Origin of the sequence: Mesorhizobium erdmanii (genome assembly GCF_013170725.1) — a bacterium.
GTDB classification, from domain to species: Bacteria; Pseudomonadota; Alphaproteobacteria; order Rhizobiales; family Rhizobiaceae; genus Mesorhizobium; species Mesorhizobium erdmanii.
Genome location: NZ_CP033361.1, coordinates 3,440,537 through 3,463,184, shown reverse-complemented (window position 1 = coordinate 3,463,184; position 22,648 = coordinate 3,440,537). Strand labels below are relative to the sequence as shown.

24 protein-coding genes, 1 pseudogene and 1 riboswitch are annotated in these 22,648 nt (G+C 63.8%); of the genes and pseudogenes, 11 read left to right on the top strand and 14 right to left on the bottom strand.

Annotation, left to right across the window (positions count from 1 at the left end):
* Positions 1-4: 4 nt before the first annotated feature.
* From EB233_RS16780 to EB233_RS16770, 3 genes are read right to left on the bottom strand one after another with little or no spacing between them, the layout of a single operon-like run.
* Positions 5-856: an ABC transporter permease gene (locus tag EB233_RS16780; RefSeq protein ID WP_064988312.1), complete on the bottom strand. Its 852-nt coding sequence runs from the start codon at positions 854-856 to the stop codon at positions 5-7.
* Positions 843-1,667: an ABC transporter ATP-binding protein gene (locus EB233_RS16775; protein ID WP_064988311.1), complete on the bottom strand. Its 825-nt coding sequence runs from the start codon at positions 1,665-1,667 to the stop codon at positions 843-845. The genes EB233_RS16780 and EB233_RS16775 overlap by 14 nt, the downstream gene beginning before the upstream one ends.
* 12 nt (positions 1,668-1,679) lie before the next feature.
* A complete protein-coding gene (locus tag EB233_RS16770) occupies positions 1,680-2,684 on the bottom strand; it encodes an ABC transporter substrate-binding protein (protein ID WP_027051289.1) in 1,005 nt (334 codons plus the stop codon).
* 266 nt (positions 2,685-2,950) lie between these two features.
* On the opposite strand from EB233_RS16770, the gene EB233_RS16765 reads away from it, so the two are divergent.
* Positions 2,951-3,334, top strand: coding sequence for a RidA family protein (locus EB233_RS16765; RefSeq protein ID WP_064988310.1), 384 nt, complete (start codon positions 2,951-2,953; stop codon positions 3,332-3,334).
* 53 nt (positions 3,335-3,387) lie between these two features.
* Positions 3,388-4,191, top strand: a complete 804-nt coding sequence (locus EB233_RS16760; protein ID WP_064988309.1) for a creatininase family protein — start codon at positions 3,388-3,390, stop codon at positions 4,189-4,191.
* A gap of 3 nt (positions 4,192-4,194) precedes the next feature.
* On the opposite strand, the gene EB233_RS16755 is transcribed toward EB233_RS16760, so the two are convergent.
* Both EB233_RS16755 and cobD read right to left on the bottom strand, forming a co-directional pair.
* The gene (locus EB233_RS16755) at positions 4,195-4,704 is read right to left on the bottom strand and encodes a tyrosine phosphatase family protein (RefSeq protein WP_064988308.1); all 510 of its coding nucleotides are present in this window, start codon (positions 4,702-4,704) and stop codon (positions 4,195-4,197) included.
* Entirely contained in the window at positions 4,701-5,747 is a 1,047-nt protein-coding gene (gene cobD / locus EB233_RS16750; RefSeq protein WP_081293936.1) for a threonine-phosphate decarboxylase CobD, read from the bottom strand. The genes EB233_RS16755 and cobD overlap by 4 nt, the downstream gene beginning before the upstream one ends.
* Here cobD and cbiB point away from each other — a divergent pair.
* Positions 5,746-6,720 (top strand): adenosylcobinamide-phosphate synthase CbiB, encoded by a 975-nt coding sequence (cbiB, locus tag EB233_RS16745; RefSeq protein WP_064988307.1) that lies wholly within the window; start codon positions 5,746-5,748, stop codon positions 6,718-6,720. The genes cobD and cbiB overlap by 2 nt on opposite strands.
* Positions 6,721-6,820: 100 nt before the next feature.
* Here cbiB and cobO read toward each other — a convergent pair whose 3' ends face one another.
* The 4 genes from cobO to EB233_RS16725 are packed head-to-tail and all read right to left on the bottom strand — an operon-like array spanning position 6,821 to position 8,964.
* Positions 6,821-7,450, bottom strand: coding sequence for a cob(I)yrinic acid a,c-diamide adenosyltransferase (gene cobO / locus EB233_RS16740; protein ID WP_064988306.1), 630 nt, complete (start codon positions 7,448-7,450; stop codon positions 6,821-6,823).
* A gap of 1 nt (position 7,451) precedes the next feature.
* Positions 7,452-7,967, bottom strand: a complete 516-nt coding sequence (gene cobU, locus EB233_RS16735; RefSeq protein ID WP_064988305.1) for a bifunctional adenosylcobinamide kinase/adenosylcobinamide-phosphate guanylyltransferase — start codon at positions 7,965-7,967, stop codon at positions 7,452-7,454.
* Positions 7,960-8,769: a CbtA family protein gene (locus tag EB233_RS16730; protein ID WP_064988304.1), complete on the bottom strand. Its 810-nt coding sequence runs from the start codon at positions 8,767-8,769 to the stop codon at positions 7,960-7,962. Before EB233_RS16730 ends, cobU begins: the two co-directional genes overlap by 8 nt.
* 15 nt (positions 8,770-8,784) lie before the next feature.
* On the bottom strand, positions 8,785-8,964 hold the full coding sequence (locus tag EB233_RS16725) for a CbtB domain-containing protein (RefSeq protein ID WP_027051280.1): 180 nt from the start codon (positions 8,962-8,964) through the stop codon (positions 8,785-8,787).
* A gap of 33 nt (positions 8,965-8,997) precedes the next feature.
* Positions 8,998-9,195: riboswitch (cobalamin riboswitch) on the bottom strand.
* 131 nt (positions 9,196-9,326) lie between these two features.
* On the opposite strand from EB233_RS16725, the gene EB233_RS16720 reads away from it, so the two are divergent.
* On the top strand, positions 9,327-10,496 hold the full coding sequence (locus EB233_RS16720) for an aromatic ring-hydroxylating oxygenase subunit alpha (protein ID WP_064988303.1): 1,170 nt from the start codon (positions 9,327-9,329) through the stop codon (positions 10,494-10,496).
* Between the two features lie 3 nt (positions 10,497-10,499).
* On the opposite strand, the gene EB233_RS16715 is transcribed toward EB233_RS16720, so the two are convergent.
* Positions 10,500-11,699 carry an MFS transporter gene (locus EB233_RS16715; RefSeq protein ID WP_064988302.1) on the bottom strand — a complete coding sequence of 400 codons (1,200 nt, stop codon included), beginning with the start codon at positions 11,697-11,699 and terminating at the stop codon, positions 10,500-10,502.
* A 209-nt stretch (positions 11,700-11,908) separates the two neighbouring features.
* Between EB233_RS16715 and EB233_RS16710 the strand changes: the two genes are divergently transcribed.
* Together EB233_RS16710 and EB233_RS16705 are read left to right on the top strand one after the other, a co-directional pair.
* Positions 11,909-12,907, top strand: a complete 999-nt coding sequence (locus EB233_RS16710) for an acetyltransferase domain-containing protein (protein ID WP_064988301.1) — start codon at positions 11,909-11,911, stop codon at positions 12,905-12,907.
* Entirely contained in the window at positions 12,904-13,380 is a 477-nt protein-coding gene (locus tag EB233_RS16705; RefSeq protein ID WP_064988300.1) for a methyltransferase family protein, read from the top strand. The genes EB233_RS16710 and EB233_RS16705 overlap by 4 nt, the downstream gene beginning before the upstream one ends.
* A 6-nt stretch (positions 13,381-13,386) precedes the next feature.
* Here the strand turns inward: EB233_RS16705 and EB233_RS16700 are convergent, their stop codons facing one another.
* Both EB233_RS16700 and mgtE read right to left on the bottom strand, forming a co-directional pair.
* Positions 13,387-13,773 (bottom strand): MerR family transcriptional regulator, encoded by a 387-nt coding sequence (locus EB233_RS16700; protein WP_006203215.1) that lies wholly within the window; start codon positions 13,771-13,773, stop codon positions 13,387-13,389.
* Positions 13,774-13,910: 137 nt separating this feature from the next.
* Positions 13,911-15,323: a magnesium transporter gene (mgtE, locus tag EB233_RS16695; protein ID WP_064988299.1), complete on the bottom strand. Its 1,413-nt coding sequence runs from the start codon at positions 15,321-15,323 to the stop codon at positions 13,911-13,913.
* A gap of 425 nt (positions 15,324-15,748) precedes the next feature.
* Here mgtE and EB233_RS16690 point away from each other — a divergent pair, with 425 nt between their 5' ends.
* From EB233_RS16690 to sucD, 5 genes are all read left to right on the top strand, one after another.
* Positions 15,749-16,369, top strand: coding sequence for a LuxR C-terminal-related transcriptional regulator (locus EB233_RS16690; protein ID WP_064988298.1), 621 nt, complete (start codon positions 15,749-15,751; stop codon positions 16,367-16,369).
* 123 nt (positions 16,370-16,492) lie between these two features.
* The gene (locus tag EB233_RS16685) at positions 16,493-17,683 is read left to right on the top strand and encodes an aminotransferase class V-fold PLP-dependent enzyme (RefSeq protein ID WP_064988297.1); all 1,191 of its coding nucleotides are present in this window, start codon (positions 16,493-16,495) and stop codon (positions 17,681-17,683) included.
* Positions 17,684-17,694: 11 nt separating this feature from the next.
* Positions 17,695-18,675 (top strand): HpcH/HpaI aldolase/citrate lyase family protein, encoded by a 981-nt coding sequence (locus EB233_RS16680; protein ID WP_064988296.1) that lies wholly within the window; start codon positions 17,695-17,697, stop codon positions 18,673-18,675.
* Positions 18,676-18,695: 20 nt separating this feature from the next.
* A complete protein-coding gene (locus tag EB233_RS16675; protein ID WP_027051271.1) occupies positions 18,696-19,880 on the top strand; it encodes a malate--CoA ligase subunit beta in 1,185 nt (394 codons plus the stop codon).
* A gap of 148 nt (positions 19,881-20,028) precedes the next feature.
* On the top strand, positions 20,029-20,928 hold the full coding sequence (gene sucD, locus EB233_RS16670; protein WP_027051270.1) for a succinate--CoA ligase subunit alpha: 900 nt from the start codon (positions 20,029-20,031) through the stop codon (positions 20,926-20,928).
* 215 nt (positions 20,929-21,143) lie between these two features.
* Here the strand turns inward: sucD and EB233_RS32265 are convergent.
* Both EB233_RS32265 and EB233_RS16660 read right to left on the bottom strand, forming a co-directional pair.
* Positions 21,144-21,639 (bottom strand): annotated as a pseudogene (locus tag EB233_RS32265) (DUF302 domain-containing protein).
* 67 nt (positions 21,640-21,706) lie between these two features.
* Positions 21,707-22,567, bottom strand: a complete 861-nt coding sequence (locus EB233_RS16660; RefSeq protein WP_064988295.1) for an alpha/beta fold hydrolase — start codon at positions 22,565-22,567, stop codon at positions 21,707-21,709.
* Between the last annotated feature and the right edge of the window lie 81 nt (positions 22,568-22,648).

Genomic DNA, 22,648 nt, shown 5'->3' with positions numbered 1-22,648 from the left:
GGGCCTACCGCTCCTGCTTCAGCGCGCTCTCGTGCCAGCGCCGCAAGATGAGATGCGAAATCAGCGACAGCACGAGGAAGATCAGGATGCCGGTCAGCGAGATCAGGAACAGCGCCGCGAACAGCCGGGGCGCGTTGAGCCGGTAACCGGCCTCGATGATGCGCGAGGCCAGCCCCGAGGACTGGCCGGTGGCGCCGGCGACGAACTCGGCCACCACGGCGCCGATCAGCGACAGGCCGCCGGCGATCTTCAAACCGCCGAGGAAATACGGCATCGCCGCCGGCAGTCTGAGATAGCGCAACTGCTGCCAGCGCGTCGCGCCATTGAGCTTGAACAGGTCGCGCAGATTGCGGTCGACGGAGTTGAGGCCGAGCGTGGTGTTGGACAGGATCGGAAAGAAGGCGACGATCCAGGCGCACAGCAGAAGCTTGGTCGTCTGGTTGTTCACATAGATGTTGATCAGCGGAAAGATCGCCACGATCGGCGTCACCTGCAGCACGATGGCGAACGGAAAGAACGACATCTCCACCCACTTCGATTGCGCGAACAGCACCGACAGGCCGACGCCGCCGATGACCGCCAAAGCCAGACTGAGGAAGGTGATGCGCAAGGTGACCAGCAGCGAGGAGAACAAAAGACCGGCGTCGTTGAAGAGTGTTTGCAGCACCACGCCGGGACGCGGCAGGATATATTGCGGGATCTCGTTCCACACGCAGATGCGGTCCCACAGGCAGATCGCCAGGATCATGATCGCCAGCGGCAACAGCCATCGGCCGATGCGCTCGAAGCGCTCCTGGCGCACCCGGCGCGCTTCCTCCGGGTCGAGTTTGAGAACCCCTTCGTCAATGACCGTCATGATGCGGTCCCGCTGTCTGGTTGATGGCACCGATCAGGACATCGGACGCTTGCCGGCACAAGGCCGCATAGTCCGGCGAGGTACGAAACGCCTCGTCCCGTGGGTAGGAGGCGTCGATGGCGAGCTCGTCGAACACCCGGCCAGGCCGCGCCGCCATGACGACGACGCGGTTGGAGAGAAACACGCTTTCAAACACGCTGTGGGTGACGAAGACGACGGTGAAGCGTTCGTCCTGCCAAAGCTCCAGCAGATCGTTGTTGAGCTTGAAGCGGGTGATCTCATCAAGTGCCGCGAACGGCTCGTCCATCAGCAGCACCCGCGGCTTGGTCACCATGGCGCGCGCGATCGAAACGCGCATCTTCATGCCGCCCGAAAGTTCGCGCGGCACCGCGTCCTCGAAGCCGGTCAGATGCACCCGCGCCAGCATCTGCGTGATCGCCGGGGCGGCCTTGGCGCGGGAAATGCCTTTCAGCCTGAGCGGCAGCCAGACATTGTCGAAGACGCTGGCCCAGGGCAGCAGTGTCGGCTCCTGGAAGACGAAGCCGATATTGGCGCGGTCGAGCGAACCGCCGCCGCGCCAGTCGAGCACGCCGGAGGTCGGCGTCGACAGGCCAGCGATCAGCCGCAGCGCCGTTGACTTGCCGCAGCCCGACGGCCCCAGCAGGCTGAGGAAATCGCCTTCCCGGATCGTAAGGTCGACAGAACTCAGCGCCGTCACGCCGTTGGAAAACACCTTGCCGACGCCGCGCAGCGCCAGCAAGGTCGGAGCGACGTCCGATGCCGGCGCTTGCGCCACCTTTTCCCTTATCATGCCGGGACCGGCCTATTTCTTCAGGTCCAGCCCGACGCCCTTGTTGACGAAGGCAAGCGTGTAGGCCTTCGAGATGTCGATGCCGTCAGGCGTGACCTTGGCCTTGACCATCTTGTCGTAAAAACTCTTGATCCGCGCATCGGTCATGGCGCCGATGCCGAGCTTCTCGGTGTCGCCGGAATCGGCAAGGCCGAACTTCTTCATCTGCTCGATCGAGAAAGCGATTTGCTCATCGCTCATGTCGGGATTGTCTTTCTTGATCATGTCGTTGGCGGCCTTGTTGTCGCCGTAGAGGTACTTGTACCAGCCCTTGGCCGAGCCATCGACGAAGCACTGGACCACCTCCGGCTTCTTGTCGATCGTGTCCTGCATTACCTCGATCGTCGTCGAATAGGTGTCCCAGCCATAGTCGGCGAGCAGGAACTGGTTCGGCACGAAGCCGCCTTCCTTCTTGACCGCGAACGGTTCCGAAGTGACGTAGCCCTGTTGGATCGACTTCTTGTTGGCGAGGAAGGGAGCGGTGTTGTAGGTGTAGGGCGCGCGCTTGGCGGCGTCGAAGCCGAGTGCCGTGACCATCCACTGGAAGAAGGTCTGCACGCCTTCGTCGCCCAGAATGTACTGGTCGGCGTTCTTCAGATCCTCCCATTTGTCGAGCCCCTCTCCGGGGTGGGACATGATGACCTGCGGATCCTTCTGGAAGTCGGCGGCCACCACGCGCATCGGAATGCCTTGCTGGACGGCATCGAAGGCCGACAGCAGATTGCCGCCCATGTAGAAATCGATCTTGCCGGCCAGGAGCATCGGCCGGCCGCTGACCTGCGGACCGCCCTGCATGATGGTGACGTCGAGGCCGCAGGCGGCATAGGTGCCGTCCGCCACGGCCTGGTAATAGCCACCATGTTCCGGTTCGGCCAACCAGTTGGTGCCGAAGGTGACTTTCTCGTTCGCCGCGGCACCCAGCGTGCTCGCCGCCATGAGCGCCACCACCGCCACCGAAATCTTCTGTTTTGCGTACATAGACACCGCCCTTTGTTTGCTCCGGCGCCGCGCGCCAGGCTTCGACACCAGAGATTCAAGAAGCAAGACACATGCCACCGGCGTCTCGCGCCGGGACCCGCCCGCCTGCACCACAGCCATCTGCGAAAGCCGGAAAGGTCGTGCTGCACCGGAGAGCATCGTGCCTATTTTTTGAACGCATGTCCACAATCGCACCGGCGACATCCCACGCCATCTTGAAGCTGTAGTGAATCCGGTCTTAGGCTGGCGGCATCCAGGAGATTGCCATGTTCAAGTTCCTCACCCCCAAGTCGATCAAGCCGCCCTTTGCCCGGTACAGCCACGGCGTCGAAGTGCCCCCTGGCAAGCGACTGGTGCTGTGCTCCGGCCAGGTTGCGATCACGGCGCACGACCAGATTCCGGAGGATGCCGGCGCGCAGGCCGAGCTCTGCTTCCGCAACATCGAGGCAATCCTTGCGGAAGCGGGGCTGGGGCTCGGGGATATCGTGCGAATCAACGCCTATGTCACCGATCGCGCACATCTGCGGCCCTATATGGATGTCCGCGACCGGCTGTTTTCAAGCCCGGCGCCGGCTTCGACGCTGATGATCGTTTCCGGCTTTGCCCGCCCCGAATTCAAGGTCGAGGTGGAGGTCATCGCGGCCGGGTGATCGACAGCAGGCCCTTCCCGCGCTAGGTCTCACCGATCACCGAGAGGCATGACATGACTGTTGCGAAAAGACGCGTGTGGTGGGGCGATTACCGGACCACCGAATATGCCTCGATCGATCCGGAGGCGACGATCGCCGTGCTGCCGTTGGCGGCGATCGAGCAGCATGGACCGCATCTGCCAGTCTCGACCGACACCTCGATCATGAACGGCATGCTCGACACCGTGATCGCCCGCCTACCCGACGATCTCGATATCCGTATCCTGCCTGTGCAGGCGGTGGGCAAGTCGAACGAGCATCTGCACGCGCCGGGCACGCTCACTCTGCCGGCAACGACGCTGGTCGACGCGTGGACCGAGCTTGGCCTGTCGATCGCGCGCGCCAGCGTGCGTAAGCTCGTCGTCGTCAACTCGCATGGCGGCAACGAAGAGATCATGGGCATCATCACGCGCGAATTGCGCGTGCGCGAAAAGATGCTTGCCGTGAAGACCAGCTGGCAGCGCTTTGGCCGCCCGGCTGGCATGTACACCGAACTCGAGGACCGCCACGGCATCCATGGCGGCGATGTCGAGACGTCGCTGATGCTGCATTTCCGACCTGAACTGGTCGACATGGCCAAGGCGGACAATTTCGTTTCCAACGTCGCCAGGGCCGAAAAGGAATTCTCGCTGCTGCGCCACACCGGCACCCACGCCTTCGCCTGGATCGCCAGCGACTTGAACCCGAACGGCGTGGTCGGCGATGCCAGCATCGCGACAGCGGAGAAAGGCCGGCTGACGGCAGAACATCAGGCCGACGGTTTTATCAGCCTGCTCAGGGACGTGCGCAAGGCGAAGCTCGCAGAGTGGCTGAAGTAGGCCCTACCCTTCGAGCTTCAGCGCGAACGGCGTGCCTTCGAAGGCATCGGCGCCACGGCCGATCGACTGGATCGCCTCGATCATGCGGCCGTTGCGATCAAGCAGCGCATCGGCCACCGCGATCAGTCGGGGGTTGGGCGTTGCCGAAGGCGACAATGCCCTCAACGTTTGCGCCAATTCCATCTCATCGCGTTGCGGCGCCAGCGCCGCGGCGATGATGTAGGCCGAAGCGGTCGAGCGGCTGATGCCGGCGTAGCAATGCACCACCATCGGCTTGGCCCGATCCCAGCCGCGGGCAAAATCGAGCAGGCTGCGCACATGTTCCTCGCCCGGCATGGTCATGCCGTCCTGCGCCACGGCGATGTCGTGCATGACCAGATGCAGATGATTTTCCCTCGCAATCGAGGCCGGACGCGTCACATCGGTTCCGACCGAGAGCAGCGACAGCATGCGGTCGGCGCCGGTCCGGGCCACCGTTTCCTCGATCTTCGCCAGGGAGCAGACATGGATCATTGTTCGCAACCTTTCGACCGATCCTCGCGCCGCGCGGCCCATCCGGCAAGAGCGGATTCGAGCCGCTGCCATTCCTCCTGACATCCCGGCAAGCCGGCACGCAGGACATGCGGCCGGTCGGGAAAATGCCGCAGCAGGACGCCGCGCTCGCCAAGCGCTGAAAACAGGCCGGCGGCATCCGGCAGTTGAAGGTAGCGGAACAACGTCGTGCCCCCTGCAACGGGAACGCCGAAACGGCCGAACAGTCCGTCGAGCCGCGCCGCTGCCTCGGTTAGCGATGCCCGCATCGCATCCTGCCAGCCAATGTCGGCAAGCGCGCGGATGCCGTATTCCAGCGCCGGTCCGGCGACGGCCCAGGGCCCGAATTGCGTTTCCAGAAATTCCACCGTCGCTGCATCCGAAAGCGCGAAGCCAAGCCGCACCCCGGCCAGGCCGAAGAATTTGCCGAACGAGCGCAGCACGACAATGCCGCCTCGATCGACATCGCCAGCGAGGCTGTGCTGGCGCGGGCCGACATCCATGAACGCCTCGTCGACGACAAGCCGCCCGCCCCTGGCGCGCAGTCCGGCGGCCAGCGCCAGCAGCCGGTCGCGCTCGATGACGCGTCCATCGGGATTGTTCGGATTGACCACGATGGCAAGATCGGCCTCTGCCAATGCCGCGAAATCCCCGACTTCGCTCACCTCATGCCCGGCAATCGCCGCGGCGCGGGCATGTTCGGCATAGGTCGGGCCCAGAACAAGTGCCTTGCCGGGTCGGACCAGCGATGCCACGCGCGGCAACAGTATCTGCGTGCCGGGCGCCGCGACGACATTGGCCGGCGATGGCGCGCTATAGGTTCTGGCGGCGATCTCTGTCAGTTCGCGCCCGCGCGCGGCTTCCGGCAATCGCGCCAACGAGGTGGCGGGCAGGTCGAAAAGCGGGTAGGAGTGCGGATTGATACCGGTCGAGAGGTCGACGAAAGGCAGCAAGGCGTTGGGAAAAAGCGCCCTCGCCCGGCCGAGACTTCCACCATGGTCCACCGCTCCTTCAAGAAGCCTCATGTCAGTCCTTATCGCTTTCCTGTCACTGGCCGTCGAATCGGTCCTGGGTTATCCGGACTGGCTGTTCCGAGCCATCGGCCATCCGGTGACGTGGTTCGGCAGGCTGATATCCTTTCTCGACATCAGGCTCAACCGCGCCACCGATCCCGATGCGCTGCGTCGCCAACGCGGCGTCCAGGCGCTGCTGGTCATCGTGCTTGTGCCGGCGGTGATCGGCCTCTGCATACAGCTTGTCCTCATCTGGTTCGTTCCCCTGGGACTGGTTGTCGCGGCTCTCCTGGCGACATCGCTGCTGTCGCAGAAGAGCCTTTACGAACATGTCGAGGCGGTGGCCGACGCCCTCGACTCGGGCGGCCTCGCCATGGGCCGTGTCGCCGTCTCGCGCATCGTCGGCCGCGACCCCGAAGCGCTCGACCGCGCCGCCGTCTGCCGCGCGGCGATCGAAAGCCTGGCCGAGAACTTTTCCGACGGTATCGTCGCCCCTGCCTTCTGGACCGGTGTCGGCGGACTGGCCGGCGGCGCTGCCTACAAGGCCGCCAACACCGCCGATTCGATGATCGGCCACCGCACCCCGCGCCACGAGGCTTTCGGCTGGGCGGCGGCGCGTTTCGACGACTGGATCAACCTGCCGGCATCGCGGCTGACGGCGCTGCTGATCGTGCTGGCGGCTTTCCTGGTCAAGGGCGCTGATCCCGGCAGCGCCAGGCAGGCCGTGTGGCGCGATGCCAAGAAGCACCGCTCGCCCAATGCCGGCTGGCCAGAAGCGGCTATGGCCGGCGCGCTTGGTCTAGCACTTGCCGGGCCACGAAGCTATGGCGGCATCGTCGTCGACGACGTCTTCATGGGCGAAGGCGGCCGCCGCGACGTCGACAGCGGCGACATCAGGCGGGCGCTGAAGCTCTACCGCGTCGCCGACTATCTGCTGATCGCGTTGTTTGGCGTGGTTTCGGCAATCGCCGTTCTTGCGTTTTAAAGCGCGTCGCGCGGCAAGGGATTCAGGCGGCGCGCTTTAAGTCTTTGTCTTGATGCATGTCGTTGTCCCAGAACCGCTGCACACTTCTGGGCGACATGCATTAGAACTCTATTCCCTGCTGCGCCTTCACGCCCGCCGAAAAATGATGCTTGGTCACGCCCATCTCGGTGACCAGGTCGGCTGCCTCGACCAATGCCGGCTTGGCATTGCGGCCGGTGACGACGACATGCAGGTCCTCGCGGCGGCTCTTCAGCCCCGCAACCACCTTGTCGAGATCGAGATAATCGTAGCGCAGGGCGATGTTGAGCTCGTCGAGCACGACGAGGCTGATCGAGGGGTCGGCGATCAGCTCCAGCGCCTTGGCCCAGGCAGCTTCCGCCGCCGCGATGTCGCGCTTCAGATCCTGCGTCTCCCAGGTAAAACCCTCGCCCATCGCATGCCAGACGACACGGTCGCCGAAGGCAGCAAACGCATCCTTCTCGCCCGTATGCCACTTGCCCTTGATGAACTGGACGACGCCGACACGCTTGCCGTAGCCGAGCATGCGAAGCGCGAGGCCGAAGGCGGCAGTGGTCTTGCCCTTGCCGGGTCCGGTGTTGACGATGAGCAGCCCTTTTTCGATCGTCTTGGCCGCCACCTCGGCGTCCTGCACCGCCTTGCGCTTGGCCATCTTGGCGCGGTGGCGCTCTTCGTCCCGGTCTTCTGTGGGCTCGTTGTCCAGGTCGGTCATCTCATTTCACCTTGAGCGGCAGTCCCGCCACCATCAGCAGCACCGTGTCGGCAATCGCCGCAATCTGCTGGTTGAGCCGTCCGGCGTCATCGCGAAAACGGCGCGCCAGCGCATTGTCAGGCACGATGCCTTGCCCGACCTCGTTGGAGACAACGAACCAAGGCCCGCGCGTCCGCGACAGCACATCCGCCAGCCGCCGGCACTCGGCGCCAACGTCGTGATCGGCCAGCATGTGATTGGTCAGCCACAGCGTCAGGCAGTCGACCAGCACCGGCTGGTTGTCGGGCAAGGCCTCGAGCGCGCCGGCAAGGTCTAGCGGTGCGTCGATGGTCGTCCAGCCCTCGCCACGCCGCGAGCGGTGCAATGCGATACGCTCACGCATCTCGTCGTCATAGGCTTGGGCCGTGGCGATATAGGTCCAGGGCGACGCCAACGCCGTCGCCAGGGCTTCGGCATGCGCGCTCTTGCCGGAGCGCGCACCGCCGACGATGAAGGTCAGCTTGCCTTGATCAGGCAAAGCTGTCGCGCAGGCTGGTCGCGCTGCCGGTGAAGCGTCCGCGTACCACGCCGACGACAGCGCCAAGCACCAGCCAGAACACCAGATTGGTCACGGTCACCGCCACCACGAACTGGTGGTGCAAGCCTTCCGGGATCGGCGTCTCGAAGCTGTCCGGCTGCGGCGCGCCGACGATGTGCGGGGCAACGATCAGCGCCACGCCGAGAATGGCCAGCGGCAGCGACTTGCGGAACGCGATCAGGCCGAGCCCGATGGCGGTCGCGACGACGGTTGCCACCCACCAGATCTGTCGCTGCGTCAGGTCGGCGGCAGGCATGGCCGGCAGTTCCGGCGGCAGGCCGAGCCCAGGCGCCAGCGTGAACACGGCAAAGCCGGCCAGCCCCCAAAACACGCCCTGGCGCCAATTGCCGATGCCGCCGGCGAATTCCGAAACCGCGACCAGGATCAATGCGAAGCCGATGCCCGTGACGACGTTGGAGACGACGTTGAACGCAAAGCGCTCGAAGCCGTCGGCCGGCGCCCAGCCCTCGTCTTCGGCCGGAGCGGCAGCTTCGGCCGGTGCCGGCGTGGCAGTGCTCATGGTATTTGATGCCGCCGGTGCGGCGGAGCTCATTGCGTTGCCGCTGGCGGCATCAGCCGGCGCCGCGGCGTGTTCATGCTTGTGGCCGCCTTCAGCCTGTTCGTAGACTTCCGCCTTGAGGATCAGCGGCACGGTGGCATAGGCCTGCATGCAGGCAAGAGCGACGCCGGCCACGAGCCCTGCGATCGCCGCGATGAACACGACGTTGCGAAACAGATTCATGATGTCAGACCCTCGTCAGTGGCAGGGAAACGCCATCGAATGCCGGTTGTCATGACCGGCATTGTGGACCGCATCGATATGCGAGAAGCCGACAAAGCCGATGATGAACGTGCCGAGCAGCGCGGCGAGCGCCAGCTGCATGAAGCGCGACTGCGAGGAGACGGAAGCGCCGAGGGAGACGGAAGCGGTATTCATGTCTTGTCCTTTCACCCTCCACCCGAGGGCCTGTCAGTTTTGCCGTCGTCGGCAGGTCTCCTGGCTCACGGATCAGCGCCCTTCTCCACCTTCCCGAAGACGAGTCTTCAGTGGCATATGGAGAGGACTACCGCACACAGTTGCGGGGGCAGCCGCGGCATTGGGCAAGACTTTTGCCCGCACCACATTCCCTCTTGGCTCCAAAGTGGAACCGACGACCGGATGACTATAGGGAAAATCACGAGACGCGGCAAACCAAATTCCGCCGGCGAACAGCGAGATTGCGCCATGCCGTCTCCAGGCACGACAATTGACAATTCGCCCGGCCAGGTGTCGGCTGGCGCCTTCACAGGAAGCCAGCCATGCATCCCACTGCCAGCGAGCGCGATCCCTATAATGGCCTGACCCAGGCCGAACCGACCCTGCCCTCATCTGCCTATTGGGACGGTGCGAGCTACCAGCGCGACCTCGATGCCATCTGGTACAAGAGCTGGCTGCTCGTCTGCCGAGAGGCCGATCTGGCCCAGCCGCTGGCCTTCCGCCGATTCCGCATCGGTACGCAGGACATTGTCGTGCTGCGTGACGACACCGGCGAACTGCGCGCCTTCCACAACACCTGCCGCCATCGCGGCTCGCAGCTTTGCCAGGAAAGCGAGGGCCGGCTGAAGGCGCGGCTGATCACGTGCCCCTATCATGCCTGGTCCTATTCGCTGCGCGGCGACCTCGTGCGGGTGCCGTCGAAATCGCTGCCGGACGGCTTCGACAAATCAGACCATCCGCTCTACCGCGTCGCGCTCTCGGTCTGGCGCGGCTTCGTGTTCATCAATCTGCAGGAGGGCGCGGCGGGCTCCGCGCAGGCATCCTTCGACCCCACCTCCGGCAATCTCGGCAACTGGCCGCTGGAAACGCTGGTGACCGGCCATGTGCTGCGCAAGGTGATGCACTGCAATTGGAAGATATTTTGGGAAAACTTCAACGAGTGCCTGCACTGTCCGGGCGTCCACAAGGACCTGTCGCGGCTGGTGCCGATCTATGGCCGCGGCCTGATGAGCCGGCATGACGACCCCGAATGGACGCGCCACGCCGACAATGACGCGCCCGAGTTTTCCGGCGGCCTGCGCGCCGGGGCCGAGACCTGGTCGCGCGACGGCCAGACGCATGGGCCGGTCTTTCCGGGGCTGACACCAACCGAACGCGCCTCCGGCCAGACCTACGCCACCAGCCTGCCCTCGATGTTCATCGTTGGTCATGTCGACTATGTCAGGACCGTGCGCCTGGTGCCGCTCGACCCCGAACAGACGGAGCTTGTCGCCGAATGGCTGTTCGCGCCCGAGGCGCTGGCCACGACCGACATCGACAATATCGTCGCCTTCGGCACACAGGTGCTGGAAGAGGATGCAGCGATCTGCGAGGTCAACCAGAGGGGCCTGCGTTCGATGCGGCACGAAGCCGGCGTGCTGATGCCCGAGGAATATGAGCTGCACCGCTTCCACAATTGGGTGCGCGAAGGGCATGCGACGCTTTCGCCGTGATCCTCACAGCGACTTCGGCAGATACCGCCATGTCACGAAGCCGCATACGGCCGCCAGCAGGCCGAGCGTGACGAACACCGAGCCCAGGCCGAAGAAGATCAGCACGACGGAGTAGACCAGCGGCGGGGTCAGCTCGGAAAAATCGAGATAGGTGCGGTAGACCGCCGCCATCTGCGCCCGTTCATAGGAGCGCACCGAGCGCATGAAGGCGGTCGAACCCAGCGCGTCGAGCGCGATGGTGAAGAACGCGCCGCCAAGCAGGAAAGCCCCGGTCAGCAACGGTGCGCTCGCTCCCACCGTGCCCGCGGCCAGCAGCATTGCCGACATGGCGAAATAGGCAAATGTCATGGTGCGGCGGCCGCCGAAGCGCTTCCCGGCCTTGCCCCAGAAGATGGCCATGAACAAAAGCGCGTTGCCGGCCGAGACCAGCAGGCCGCCGGCCAGCTTGCCCTCGCCCGTGATGACCATGAACAGTGGCCCGTAGACGAAGAAGGTCGTCCAGAAGCAGGAGCGCCCGAAGGCGATCAGCCAGGCCAGCCTCAATCTGGGCTGTGCGATGAAGCGACCGATATTGGCGAGCGGATTGGCCGGCCGGGTCTTGCCTGGCCGTATCGACTGGTTGTCGCCCAGCCGATAGGTCCAGAACAGCGCCAGCAGGGCCAGCGCGAAAACCGCCACCGCACCATGCGCGGCGTAGATGCCGAAGCGCGTGTAGAGGAAGATGCCGAGCGTCGGCCCGCCGGTCCAGGCGAGCATCGACCACGCCATGCGCAGCGATTCGGCCTGCATGAAGTCGGTCTTGCGGATGTGGTCCATGATGTAGAGGTTGAGCGTGATCGACAGCGCGCTGGCGCCCATCACCCGGCACAACATGCCCGCCAATTGTCCGGCAAGCGTATGGGTGACGAAGAACAGCGAGCCGATGGCGAGCAGGCAGGCGCCGGCGGTATAGACCCAGCGCCGGGCAAAGCGGCGGATCAGCAGCGGCATGAATAAGGTCACAGACAGGCCGAGCAGCGCCACGATCGTGTAGAGGATCGAGACGATCTGCTCGTTATGCAGGATCTCGTAGGCCTGGATCGGAATGACGCTCGACACCGTGGCGCGGGCGAAGGATTCGACCGCGTAGAGCGAGGCGAAGGTGCGCGCATCCGCGGCCTTGAGGGCCGGGAGCCAGATCGGGTGGCGCACATGGGTGGACATTGCTTCCCCAAAGCAGAATCACCGGTCGAATCTGCCGTGGTCAGTCCCGGTCCGATAAGAGGAAACCGACGCCTACCCGGCCAAAAGCGAAGCCGGTCAATGTCTTCCCGGCTCTGGCCTAAAGCGTCGCTTGATCCGATGGGCCGGCCTTCATCTGTCCCGTCCAACCGTGATAGTCCTCACGCAGGGCTGAATCAGATCGCGAGCACATGACCATCCAAACGCCGACCGCACCCGTTCCGGGCCAAACCAGGCGCATCGTCGCCATCGATGTCGTGCGCGGCATCGCGCTGCTGGCCATGGCGAGCTACCATTTCACCTGGGATCTGGAGAATTTCCACTACACCGATCCGGGCTTGACCGCGTTCGGCTGGTGGAAATTCTACGCGCGCTGCATCGCCTCGACCTTCCTGTTCCTGGTCGGCGTCAGCCTGTTTCTTGCCCACGGCAAACAGATCCGCTGGACCGGCTTCTGGAAGCGTTTCGCCATGGTCGCGGCGGCGGCGATCGCCATATCGGTCGTCACCTGGTTCGTCACGCCGGGCGGCTTCATCTTCTTCGGCATCCTGCATGAGATCGCGATCGCCAGCCTGCTCGGCCTCGCCTTCCTGCGCTTGCCGGCACTGCTTACCTTGCTGGTCGCGGCGGTGGTTATAGCTGTTCCCTTCTATGTCAGCCTGGAGTCCTTCGACCATCCCTGGCTGTGGTGGGTCGGCCTTTCCGCAATCAACCCGCGTTCCAACGACTACGTGCCGTTGTTCCCGTGGTTTGGCGTGGTGCTGGCCGGTCTTGGGGCGGCCAAGCTTGCCTCCACATCGGGTCTGCTGGGGCGGCTGGCCAGCCTTACGCCCGGCCGCTGGGCCAATCCCCTGCTCTTCATCGGCCGGCACAGTCTTGCTTTCTACCTGATCCACCAGCCGCTGCTGTTCGGCTGCGTCTGGCTGTTTTCGCAAGTGATGCCCGCACCCGCCGAAACCCCTCAGGTGGAATTCCTGAAAACCTGCCAGGTTTCATGCGAGCAGACGCGCAACGCGACCTTCTGTTCGAGCTATTGCGGCTGCATGCTCCAGACGCTTCAAGGCGAAGGCTCTCTTGATCGGCTCTACAACAACGACCAGACTGCGGATTTCAGGGCGCATCTGGGCGATCTGGCCGGCAGTTGCACGGCCCAGACCGACGAGAAGCTGGACGAGGGAGGAACGCAGTGACCGAAAAGCAGCCGAAGCCCGGGCTGATACCCTGGCCGCCGGTGATCTACACCGCGGCGATCGCCATCAGCGTCATCCTCGGCCTGGTCTATCCCCTGCCCTGGATCGGCGACCTTCTGGGCGACGTCCTGTTCGCTGCCGGCTGGGTGGCCCTGTTCGGTGTCGCCGCACTCTGGTTTACCGCCATCCGCACCATGATGCGGGCCAGGACGACGCTGAACCCCAACGGGGTGCCGGACCACCTCGTCACCACGGGTCCCTTCGGCATCACCCGCAACCCCATGTATCTCGCCAACACGCTGCTGCTGATCGGCGTCGCCTTTGTCACCGGCATCGTCTGGTTCCTGCCGCTAGCCTTCATCGCGGCGTTCCTCACCCAGAAACTGGCGATCGAGGGCGAAGAAAAGATACTGGCGACGAAATTCGGTAAGAAATACCGGGACTACGCCAAGAGGGTGCGACGCTGGATTTGAACGGCGTCAGGTATTCACGCCGAGTTCCACCAGCCGCTCGACACAGGATTCCTCGGCCTGGTCGAGTTCGGCCAGCGTCTCTTCGAGGTCGCGGCGTTTCTGCCTGAGATCCTCGCGCTTTTCCTCGATGCGCTTGATCATCAGCTTGAGCTGCCCGACCTCGCCCGGCGGCTCTTTGTACATCTGGATGATTTCGCGGATCTCGTTGATCGAGAAGCCGAGCCTTTTGCCGCGCATGATCTGCCGGATGAGATGCCGGTCGGACGGACGAAACAGTCGCGTGCGGCCGCGCCGCACCGGCTGCACCAGCCCCTCGTCCTCATAGAAACGCAGTGTTCGCGTCGACACGTCGAATTCGCGGGTCAGTTCGGTGATCGAATAATATTCCCGCATTGTCACTCCATGCCGAAATCCCGGGCAACGCCACGTGGCGCCGCCTCCCCGTCCCGAACCAACCTTTGCCCGTCGGAATCGACACGGCCCCCGCGCGAGCCTCGCACGGCATTTACGTAAAAGTCAATTGAGACCGATCACCGGACGCTGAACCACCAGGTTGCCAGGCCGAGGAAGGCAAAGAAGCCGACGACATCGGTGACTGTGGTGACGAAGACCGCCGACGCCACCGCCGGATCGATCTTGAACCGGTCGAGCAGCAGCGGGATCAGGATGCCGGCAAGTGCGGCGACGAACATGTTGATGATCATCGCCGCCGCGATGATGCCGCCCAGATTGGGATCATGGAACCAGACTGACGCGACAATGCCGATCAGGATGGCAAAGACAATGCCGTTGATGAAACCGACGCCCATCTCGCGGCGGATGATGCGGCCGGCATTGTAGATGTCGAGGTCTTTCGTCGCCAGCGCGCGCACGGTGACGGTCATGGTCTGCGACCCCGCATTGCCGCCCATGCCGGCCACGATCGGCATCAGCACGGCGAGCGCCACGATGCGCTCGATCGTGTGGTCGAACAGGCCGATCACCGATGCCGCCAGGAATGCGGTCAAGAGATTGATCAGCAACCAGGGGACACGCGAGCGCGATGTCGAAAGAATGCTGTCGGAGAGCTCTTCGTCGCCGACGCCGCCCATGCGCAGCAGATCTTCCTCTGCTTCCTGCTGGATGACGTCGACGACGTCGTCGATGGTCAGCACGCCGACCAGCCGCTCATTCTCGTCGACGACGGCGGCTGAAAGCAGATCGTACTGCTCGAATTCGCGCGCGGCCTCTTCCTGATCCATGGTGGCCGGGATGAGATGCCGCGTCTCATGCATGACATCCTCGACCTTGACGGCGCGCTTGGTGCGCAGGATCTGGTCGAGATCGATGGCCCCTAACAGCTTGAAGGTCGGGTCGATGACGAAGATCTGGCTGAAGCGGTCGGGAAGGTTCTTGTCCTCGCGCATATAGTCGATGGTCTGGCCGATGGTCCAGAACGGCGGCACCGCGACGAACTCCGTCTGCATGCGCCGCCCGGCGGTCTCTTCGGGATAGTCGAGCGAGCGGCGCAGCCTGATTCGTTCGGTGAACGGCAGCTGCGACAGGATCTCGTCCTGGTCTTCCTTTTCGAGATCTTCGAGAATGTAGACCGCGTCGTCGGAATCGAGTTCCTGCACCGCCTGCGCGATCTGCGCATTGGGCATATGATCGACGATCTCCATGCGGATCGCCTCGTCGACCTCGGTCAGCGCGGAAAGGTCGAAATCGGCGCCCAGGAGTTCGACCAGGGCCTGCCGCTGCTCGGGATGCAGCGCCTCGATCAGGTCGCCGAGTTCCGACTGGTGCAGATCGTCGACTTCCTGCTTGAGGGTCAGCGGATCGCGGTCGGCGATCGCAGCCCCGATCTGGGCAAGGAAGGACGAGAGGACCGCACCGTCCTCGCCATAGATATCGGCGTGGGCGTCGTCGGTCGCTTTGGCGGAGGCCGTCTGCTTGTCCTCCACCGCCGCCTCCCGCCATCCCGGAAAAAATTGCGTCTCAGATTCAGAGCATCGGACGTTAACGCGGAAACCGGTTTCGCGGAAATCCGATGCATCTCGCGTGCAGGCGCGATTCGATTTGAGAACTTATCGCCCTAAGGCACGGGATATCAAACGAAACGCTTGTTGCACGCCACACGGCGAACGCATCGCGGATGCCTGACTCTGCGATGTCTGACCCATCAAGAACCGGCGAACCCCTGCTTCAGACGGCGCGACAGCCGATGTCGCTGGGGAAAGAGCACCCCGGCGCGATTGGGGCAGAATTGTCATGATACGGGTCCAGGCCTGAAGCCTGGCCCTTGAGTTGCGGCACAATCAGCTCAGGACAAAAACGGCCCTTGAACAGCAAGCCCGGGAAAACGAGCAATGCAGTTGGCGACCGGCGCATGCGCATTGTCGTCGCCGAGCGCAATCCGTTCGTCATATCGGCGCTGCGCGAAATGCTCGAATGCGACGGCCGTTTCGACTTGCTGAGCACCGTTCAGAGCGGCAAACAATTCCTGGATCTAGCGGCGACGGGCGGATTCGACGTCGCGGTCATCGGCTGGAAGCTCGCCGACATGGACGGGGCCGATGTGCTGGCCGAGGTCCAGAGCCGCAAGCTCGATGTGCGCATCACCGTCTTTTCCAACGACCATGACATCGGCATCCTGAAGCAATGCGTGCGGCTGGGGGCCCAGGGCTATTGCTTCCAGTTCGACGACCCGGCCATCATCTTCGACACCATCCTGGCAGTCGCGCATGGCCGCATCTGCATCCCCTATATCGACATCAACAAGGTCAACGACACGCCCCTGGCGCAGCTCACGGTGCGTGAGCGCGAGCTGCTGGCGGTGCTTTCCGACGGCTGGACCAATCTGCAGATCGCGACGCGGACGGGCATTTCCGAGAACACGGTGAAGTACCACCTGAAGAATCTCTACGACAAGCTCGACGTCCGCAACCGGGCGATGGCCGTCGCGCTCTATTCCCGAGAGAGGCGCACCCAGAAGCAGCCCTTCGGGTAGGCCGACCGGGTAGGCTTCTCCCACCCGCGCGCGGCGAGATGTTACCCGCTGAGGTGTTGTTGGCTTTGGCCGTAGAAACGAAACTCCCCTCACCGCTTTGCTGGATCAGGAGGAGTTCGCATCATGGCCGGTTTCACCCATCTTTTCATTCCCGGACCGACCAACATTCCCGAACAGGTCCGGCAGGCGATGAACCTGCCGATGGAGGACATGCGCGCCGCGTCCTTCCCCGATCTCACGCTGCCGCTGTTCGAGGACATCAAAAAAGTCTTCAAGAACGAGACCGGCCGCGTCTTCATCTACCCGTCGTCGGGCACCGGCGCCTGGGAAGCGGCGATGACCAATGTACTCAGCCCCGGCGACAGCGTGCTGATGTCGCGCTTCGGCCAGTTCTCGCATCTGTGGGTCGACATGGCCGAGCGCCTCGGCTTCGAGGTCGAAGTCATCGACTGCGAATGGGGAACCGGCGTCCCGCTCGAGCTCTATGCCGAGCGGCTGAAGGCTGACAAGGCGCACCGCATCAAGGCCGTCTTCTGCACGCAGAACGAGACAGCGACCGGCGTGACCAGCGACGTCGCGGGCTGCCGCGCCGTCCTCGACGAGGCAAACCACCCTGCCCTGCTCTTCGTCGACGGCGTGTCGTCGATCGGTTCGATCGACTTCCGCCAGGAAGAATGGGGCGTCGACTGCGCCGTCTCGGGTTCGCAGAAAGGTTTCATGCTGCCCGCCGGCCTCGGCTTCCTCTCGGTCAGCAAGAAGGCGCTCGTCGCTTCGAGGAGCGCCACCCACCGGCGCTGCTTCTTCTCCTTCGAGGACATGATCCGCGCCAACGATGCGGGCTATTTCCCTTATACGCCGGCTACCCAGTTGCTGCGCGGCCTGCGCGCTTCGCTCGACCTCATCGCCGAGGAAGGGCTCGAAAACATCTTCGTCCGCCATCATCGCCTGGCCGAAGGCGTGCGCAAGGCGGTCGACGCCTGGGGCCTAAAGCTCTGCGCCAGGGCGCCGAAATGGCACTCCGATACGGTCAGCGCCATCCTGGTGCCGGACGGCATCGACAGTGGCGACGTCGTCAAGCGCGCCTACCGCAGCTACCAGACCTCGCTCGGCGGCGGCCTCAACAAGGTGTTCGGCAAGGTCTTCCGCATCGGCCATCTCGGCTGGCTGAACGAGGTGATGGTGCTGGCCTCGCTGTCGGCCGCCGAAATGGCGCTGCTCGATTGCGGCGTCAGGCTGGCGCCCGGCTCCGGCGTCGGCGCCGCCATCCAGCATTTCCGCGCGTCGGCCGCCCTGCCGGTCGCCGAAGCCGCCTGACGGAGCCGACGATGAGCCACACCATCAACCATTTGAAGAAACTGCGGCTGCAGCGCAGCGAGCTGGCGGTTCCCGGATCCAGCCCGGAGATGATCGACAAGGCGGCAAACAGCGCCGCCGACTTCGTCTTCCTCGACATCGAGGACGCGGTCGCGCCACCGGACAAGGAGCGCGCCCGCAAGAACATCATCCAGGCGCTCAACGACATCGACTGGCGCGCCAAGGGCAAGACCGTGTCGGTGCGCATCAACGGCCTCGACACCCACTACATGTACCGCGACGTGGTCGACGTGATGGAGCAGGCCGGGGATCGGCTCGACACCATCCTGGTGCCGAAAGTCGGCGTGCCGGCCGACCTTTACATGGTCGAGGCCATGGTCAACCAGATCGAGATGGCCAAAGGATACAAGACCCGCGTCGGGCTGGAAGCGCTGATCGAGACCGCGCTCGGCATGGCCAATGTCGAGGCTATCGCGGCAACCCCGGGCCGACTGGAAGCCATGCATTTCGGCGTCGCCGACTATGCGGCAAGCTGCAAGGCGCGCACCGTCAACATCGGCGGCCTCAATCCCGACTATCCCGGCGACCAGTGGCATTTCGCCCTGTCGCGGATGACCGTCGCCTGCCGCGCCTACGGCCTGCGCGCCATTGACGGCCCGTTCGGCGATTTCTCCGATCCGGAAGGGTATATCGCCGGTGCCAGGCGCGCCGCGGCCCTCGGCATCGAAGGCAAATGGGCGATCCACCCCTCGCAGATAGCGCTCGCCAACGACGTCTTCTCGCCGCCGGAGAAAGAGGTGACGCGCGCCAGGCGCATCCTCGAAGTGCTGAAGGAGGCCGAGGCGGCGGGCAAGGGAGCGGCAGCCCTCGACGGCAAGATGATCGACGCCGCGTCGGAGCGCATGGCGAGGAATGTTCTGGTGGTCAACGAGGCCATCGAACGCGCCGGCCAACTTGATAACAAAAAAGAGCCGCGCGTCGCGGCGCACTGACAATATCCGGGAGGACAACAATGGACATCCACGAATATCAGGCCAAGGAACTGCTCGCCCGGCACGGCGTGCATGTGCCGCGCGGCGGGCTGGCCTACAGCCCCGAGCAGGCAACCTACAGGGCGCGCGAGATCGGCGGCGGCAAATGGGTGCTGAAGGCGCAGGTTCACTCCGGCGCCCGCGGCAAGGCCGGCGGCATCAAGCTATGCACGAACGACGACGAGATTTCCAACGCCGCGGAAGCCATGCTCGGCCGCAAGCTGGTGACCAGTCAGACCGGCCCGCGTGGCAAGCTGATCTCGCGCCTCTATCTCGAGGAAGCGGTCGACATCGCCCAGGAACTTTATCTCGGCTTTGTCCTCGACCGTAAGGAAGAGCGCGTCATGATCGTGGCATCGGCCGCCGGCGGCATGGAGATCGAGGAGATCGCCGAGACGGCCCCGGATTCGATCATTCGCGCGGCGGTCGATCCTGGCGTCGGCATGCAGCGCTTCCAGGCGCGCGAGATCGCTTTCGGGCTTGGGCTCGAGGACAATCTGATCGGCAAGGCGACCGAAACCATCTTCAGCTGCTACCAGGTGTTCCGCGACTACGACGCCTCGATGCTGGAGATCAATCCGCTGGTCGTCACTCGCGACGGCAATCTGATCGCGCTCGACGCAAAAATGTCGTTCGATGAGAACGCGCTGTTCCGGCGCCCGGAAATCTCCGAACTGCGCGACAAGAGCCAGGAAGATCCGCGCGAAACCTTCGCCAGCGACCGCGGCCTCTCCTATGTCGGCCTCGACGGCAACATCGGCTGCATCATCAATGGCGCGGGCTTGGCCATGGCGACGATGGACATGATCAAGATCGCCGGCGGCGAGCCGGCCAACTTCCTCGACATTGGCGGTGGCGCTTCGCCCGAGCGGGTGGCGAAATCGTTCCGTGCCGTGCTTGGCGACAAGAATGTCGAGACCATCCTCGTCAACATCTTCGCCGGCATCAACCGCTGCGACTGGGTGGCCGAAGGCGTCGTCAAGGCGATCCGCGAGGTCGGCGTCACCGTGCCGCTGGTGGTGCGCCTCTCAGGCACCAAGGCCGAGGAAGGACGCCGCATCCTGGCCGATTCCGGGGAAGCGGTGATCGTCGCCGACACGCTGGCCGAAGCCGCCGAAAAAGCCGTCGCCGCCTGGCACGCGGCCGCCAAGAAAAAAGCAGCCTAGAGCCGAATGATTTCAGGTCGAACGGCCTGAAATCTGAATCCGTCTCTAAAATCAAACAGATAGAGCATGATGCCTGGACAGACGGAAACCTTTGTCCGCGAAAACCGCTTCACACTTTTCGGCATCATGCGCTAGGGAGGTCTAAAAAATGGCAATCCTGCTCAACCGCAGCACCCGCGTTATCGTCCAGGGTTTCACCGGCAAGATCGGCAGTTTCCACGCCGAGGACATGAAGCGCTACGGCACCAAGCTGGTCGGCGGTGTCACGCCCGGCAAGGGCGGCCAGACACATCTCGGCCTGCCCGTCTTCAACACGGTCAAGGGCGCGGTGCGCGAGACCCGCGCCGAGGCGAGCATCGTCTTCGTGCCGCCGCCCTTCGCCGCCGATTCGATCATGGAAGCGGCGGACGCCGGGATAAAACTCTGCGTTTGCATCACCGACGGCATCCCCTCGCAGGACATGATGCAGGTCAAGCGCTACATGCGCCGCTACCGCTTCGAGGACCGCATGCGGCTGATCGGGCCAAACTGCGCCGGCGTCATCACGCCCGGACAGGCGCTGATGGGCATCATGCCGGGCAGCATCTACCTGCCTGGACGCGTCGGCATCGTCGGCCGTTCCGGCACGCTGGGCTACGAGGCCGCCTCGCAGATGAAGGCGCTGGGCATCGGCGTTTCGACCAGCGTCGGCATCGGCGGCGACCCGATCAACGGCTCGTCCTTCAAGGACATACTGCAGCTCTTCGAGCGCGACGAGGATACCGACGCCGTGGTGATGATCGGCGAGATCGGCGGACCGCAGGAAGCCGAAGCCGCGATCTGGGCGCGCGACAACATGCGCAAGCCGCTGATCGCCTACATCGCCGGCCTTTCCGCCCCCAAAGGCCGCCGCATGGGCCATGCCGGAGCCATCATCTCGGCCTTCGGCGAGTCGGCGCAGGAGAAGGTCGAGATCCTGAAGGAGGCCGGCGTCGTGATCGTGCCGACACCGTCGTCCTTCGGCGAAGTGGTGGCGGATACGTTGGCGCGGATGAAGAAGGCTGCGTGATTTCCGCGCCTCTCCGCGTTGGGAGGCCGTCACATACGCCCGCGCGAACCTTCCGGGTCATAGGGAGAGCCGGCGATCACCCTTGCCGGGCGCCGCTCGCCGAGAATTGAAACTCCAGCGCCGTACCGGGCGTGCCAAGCCCGGCGGCAGTGCCAATGTTATGTCATGGCCCAAATGCGTGGGCGTAACCTGTCGCCTGAGGCGTCACCATGAGCTTAGTGCGCGCATTCGCGTAGCAGGGTTGTGATTTTCGCATCAAGATCGCGAGCGACGGCAAGAGCCTCCAAACTGCCATAAGGAAGCAGACAACTCTCCATTTTGTCGTAGGAGACATGAACGCCATCGAGACGTTCATCAACAAGGACTGTGACCGGAGCGTAAGATCCAGCATCGGGAACGTGCTTGACCATTTCTTTCATGATCAGTGGATTGCCCACCAGGAAGCGCATGCTCTTGGGAGTCTCGGTTCCAGTTTCGCGGCGCAGAATGGCGCCCAAGTCGAATTCCGCGAAAAGCATGAGACCTGTTCGACCTAGGCCGCTTTGCACAACGCGCTCCAAATCCGAGAAGGAATTTGCAGCCCTCGTCGCCTTGAAAAATTTCGACCATGGCAGGTTGCCCGACCGCTGACTTGAGCGCGGCCACAACGGCGTCGAATGGTTTGGAACACGTCAGGCTGAAACGCTCAACCTCGACCTTTGCGATTGTCATTTCTTTCTCCGCAACAGCTCTCAAGAAGAAAGGCGCGACCGATCGCGCCGGGATTGTGCACCGCCGATTAGGCTTCCAGGAAGGTCCGGACGTGGCTGACGAACAATTCGTGGTACTGAAACAGGGCGCCGTGGCTGGAATCGGGATAGAGGATCAGCTGGGCGCTGCTTAGCGCCTTGAACATTGCGTAGGCGTTGTCCGCCGGCAGCATCGTGTCGTGGTTGCCGCTCACCACAAGGGCGGGCTGGTGGATGGCGCGCAGAATGGTGTGCTCGGGATCAGGTGTGGCGCACCAGGTAATAAGCGCCTTGGCCTGTGGATCCGTCACCGCGCCGCCATTATCGGTGTCCCGATCTTCCTTACGCACCTTCGCCCGTTTCAGGAACGCCAGGCCGGCCGACTGGCTGGCGGACGACTTCGTGAAGAACAGCGGCAGGCGAACGTCCGGCGCCTCGGTTTGGGAAAACGCGTCTTGCAGAACCGCCAATAGGTGTTCCTCTCCGCCCTTCGGAGCGGTGCCGACGAGGATGAGCTTGCGGACCAGCGTTCCATGCTCGGCGGCGATCTGCTGCGCGACGCAGCCGCCGAGGGAAAAGCCCAGCAGGTCGACTTGGGAGAGGCCGAGCAGGTTGATAAAAGCGACCGCGTCTCGAGCCATTGCCCCGATATTGTCCGGCGTTTGGCCTGTAGAGCGGCCGACGCCGGCGTTGTCAAAAGCGATCACCGGGCGATCGGCGGCCAGGACATTCACGACGGCGGGATCCCATGCATCGATGTTGCCCGAGAAATGCTGCAGGAGAACCAGCGGCGTTCCGGTCGATGGGCCAAGGCGGCGATATGCGAAACGGATTCCGCCGCCTTCGATGTATCGGGTGGGCGCCGTTTCTAGCGTGGCGGCGTCATGGCTCCCAGGGTCGGACTCAGTCATGTCATCCTCCGGATGCTTGGCATCAAATAATTGAATGGGAGTAGCTGGCGGGGTTTTGGCTAGGTCTGAGCCGCTCGCGGT